This window comes from Streptomyces albospinus, from assembly GCF_014648695.1.
Taxonomy (GTDB): domain Bacteria; phylum Actinomycetota; class Actinomycetes; order Streptomycetales; family Streptomycetaceae; genus Streptomyces; species Streptomyces albospinus.
The window spans coordinates 1-3,349 of sequence record NZ_BMRP01000119.1; the positions used below are offsets into that span (position 1 = coordinate 1).

At 66.3% G+C, this 3,349-nt stretch carries 2 protein-coding genes; one reads left to right on the top strand and one right to left on the bottom strand.

Annotation, left to right across the window (positions count from 1 at the left end; all coding sequences use genetic code 11):
- On the bottom strand, positions 1 to 314 hold a 314-nt coding region (locus tag IEZ17_RS41440), incomplete at its 3' end, for a transposase family protein (protein ID WP_189308806.1).
- Between the two features lie 239 nt (positions 315 to 553).
- Between IEZ17_RS41440 and alaS the strand changes: the two genes are divergently transcribed.
- Entirely contained in the window at positions 554 to 3,223 is a 2,670-nt protein-coding gene (gene alaS / locus IEZ17_RS41445) for an alanine--tRNA ligase (RefSeq protein WP_189308807.1), read from the top strand.
- The last annotated feature ends 126 nt before the right edge of the window (positions 3,224 to 3,349 follow it).

Genomic DNA, 3,349 nt, shown 5'->3' on the forward strand with positions numbered 1-3,349 from the left:
CAGAGACCAACAGTCCCAAGCCGCTTAACGAAACCGTCCACGCTGCGAGGGGATGGACACGACGGTTGTTCGCACCGGAACCGGCGAACCGTCAGATGTATCGTCGTCGGCCGTCCGCCGATCGCGGCGTCGGCGAGCCGACGACAGTAGCGATCGTGGACTCGCTGCGACTTCGTCCCGCAGCCCGGGCACTGCCCTGAGCGGGCAGCCGCTGAGGCGGTAATACAGACACTCCCATGCTCGGCGCGTATGTCCTCGATCGCGACACCTGCCAGGTGCGGCAGCAGTACTTCGGCTATGTGATCTCCTAACACGCTTGACCAACAAGGACGTTAACGATCAGTTACGCACGGTCATCCCGATAAGTTGATCAGAGCCTCAGTCACACCTCCACGCGACCGGGGGATGGAGGAGCGCGGAAAGCAGCGAGCCGTCATGCCTGGGAAAACTGTAGGCTCGTTCCCTCAATTGTTAGGGAGATCGGCACCGGGCTGTCTGGTATGTCTCGCCTGCCGGCCTGAGCGTTGCTGTCTCCGTGGAGTGAGGAGAATTGATGGAGTCGGCAGAGATTCGCCGCCGCTGGCTGAGCTTCTTCGAGGAGCGCGGGCACACCGTCGTCCCTTCGGCCACACTCATCGCCGATGATCCCACGCTGCTGCTGGTCAACGCCGGCATGGTGCCGTTCAAGCCTTACTTCCTGGGTGAGGTCAAGGCCAAGTTCACCCGGGCCGCCAGTGTGCAGAAGTGTGTGCGCACTCCGGACATCGAGGAGGTCGGGAAGACCACCCGGCATGGCACGTTCTTTCAGATGTGCGGCAACTTCTCCTTCGGTGATTACTTCAAGGAAGGTGCCATCAAGCTGGCTTGGGAGCTGCTGACCAAGTCGGTGGAGCACGGTGGTTACGGGCTTGAGCCGGAGAAGCTGTGGATCACGGTCTATGAGCAGGATGACGAGGCCGAGCGGATCTGGCGTGACGTGGTCGGCGTGCCGGCCGAGCGTATTCAGCGTCTGGGTATGGGCCCCAACTTCTGGTCGATGGGTATCCCGGGTCCGTGTGGTCCGAGTTCGGAGATCAATTACGACCGTGGTCCGGTGTTCGGTGTCGAGGGCGGTCCGGCCGTCAACGACGAGCGGTATGTGGAGATCTGGAACCTGGTCTTCATGCAGTACGAGCGGGGTGAGGGCTCGGGCAAGGACGACTTCCCGATCCTGGGTGACCTACCGGCGAAGAACATCGACACGGGCCTCGGTCTGGAGCGTCTGGCGATGGTCCTCCAGGGTGTCCACAACATGTATGAGACGGACACGCTCAAGGTCGTCATCGACAGGGCCACCGACCTGACCGGCGTCGCCTACGGCAAGGCCCACAACAGCGACGTTTCGCTGCGTGTGGTCGCCGACCACATGCGCACCTCCGTGATGCTCATCGGCGACGGCGTCACCCCCGGCAACGAAGGCCGCGGCTACGTGCTGCGCCGCATCATGCGCCGCGCGGTGCGCAACTTACGCCTGCTCGGCGCGACCGGCCCGGTCGTGCAGGATCTCGTCGATGTCGTGATCGACACGATGGGCGAGCAGTACCCGGAGCTGGTCACCGACCGCAAGCGCATCGAGACCGTCGCGCTGGCCGAGGAGGCGGCGTTCCTGAAGGCCCTCAAGGGCGGCACGAACATCCTCGACACCGCCGTGACCGAGACGAAGGCCGCTGGCGGCACGGTCCTGTCCGGTGACAAGGCGTTCCTGCTCCACGACACGTGGGGTTTCCCGATCGACCTGACCCTGGAGATGGCCGCCGAGCAGGGCCTTTCGGTGGACGAGGGCGGATTCCGCCGGCTGATGAAGGAACAGCGGGATCGGGCCAAGGCCGACGCGAAGGCGAAGAAGACCGGTCACGCCGACGTCACCGCGTACAGGGAGATCGCCGATTCGAGCGGTGCTACCCAGTTCACCGGCTACACCAACACCGAGGGCGAGACAACGGTCGTCGGCCTCCTCGTCAACGGTGTCCCTTCGCCGGCCGCTTCCGAGGGTGATGAGGTCGAGGTCGTCCTGGACCGCACCCCGTTCTATGCCGAGGGCGGTGGTCAGCTGGCCGACCAGGGTCGGATCAAGCTGCACTCCGGTGCGGTCATCGAGATCCGCGACGTCCAGCAGCCGGTTCCCGGTGTCTCCGTGCACAAGGGATCGGTCCAGGTCGGTGAGGTGACTGTGGGCGCAACCGCCTACGCCGCCATCGACGTGCGCCGCCGCCGAGCCATCGCCCGCGCCCACAGCGCCACCCACCTCACCCACCAGGCCCTGCGTGACGCGCTGGGTCCGACGGCCGCCCAGGCCGGTTCGGAGAACTCCCCGGGCCGTTTCCGGTTCGACTTCGGCTCGCCCAACGCCGTCCCGGGTACGGTCCTGACCGACGTCGAGCAGAAGATCAACGAGATCCTCGCGCGCGAGCTCGAGGTGCATACCGAGGTCATGCCGATCGATGAGGCCAAGCGGCAGGGTGCCATCGCCGAGTTCGGCGAGAAGTACGGCGAGCAGGTCCGCGTCGTCACCATCGGCGACTTCTCCAAGGAACTGTGCAGCGGCACGCACGTCCACGACACTGCCCAGCTCGGCCTGGTCAAGCTGCTGGGCGAGTCGTCCATCGGTTCGGGCGTGCGCCGTATCGAGGCCCTCGTCGGTGTCGACGCGTACAACTTCCTCGCCCGCGAGCACACGGTCGTCGCCCAGCTCCAGGAGCTGGTCAAGGGCCGTGCCGAGGAGCTGCCGGAGAAGATCTCCGCCATGCTCGGCAAGCTGAAGGACGCCGAGAGGGAGATCGAGAAGTTCCGCACGGAGAAGGTCCTCCAGGCCGCCGCCGCCCTCGCTGACTCCGCCAAGGACGTGCACGGCATCGCCGTGGTCGCCGCGCAGGTCGCCGACGGTGTGGGCGTGGACGAGCTACGCATGCTGGTCCTCGACGTGCGTGGCCGTCTGGGCTCGCGCCCGGCCGTGGTCTCCGCCTTCACCGTAGCGAACGGCCGTCCGCTGACCGTGATCGCCACCAACGAAGCCGCTCGCAAGCGCGGCCTGAAGGCCGGCGAGCTGGTCCGAACCGCGGCCAAGCCCCTCGGCGGCGGTGGCGGCGGCAAGCCGGACGTCGCCCAGGGCGGCGGCCAGAACACGCAGGCCGTCGGCGACGCCATCGCCGCCGTCGAACGGTTCGTCAACGAGGCCACCGCATAAGGCGCTACCCCCTCCCGGGGGTAATGGGGGGCTGGCCTCCCACCGTCACCAGATGACACATCGCCCGTTCGAGCCGCCCCACCAGAACAGCCCGGTGGGCGGACTCGAATGGGCGATGTTCCCGCT

Coding starts and splice junctions, on each gene's coding strand:
- alaS (WP_189308807.1), top strand. CDS start 554: ATGGAGTCGGCAGAGATTCGCCGCCGCTGGCTGAGCTTCTTCGAGGAG.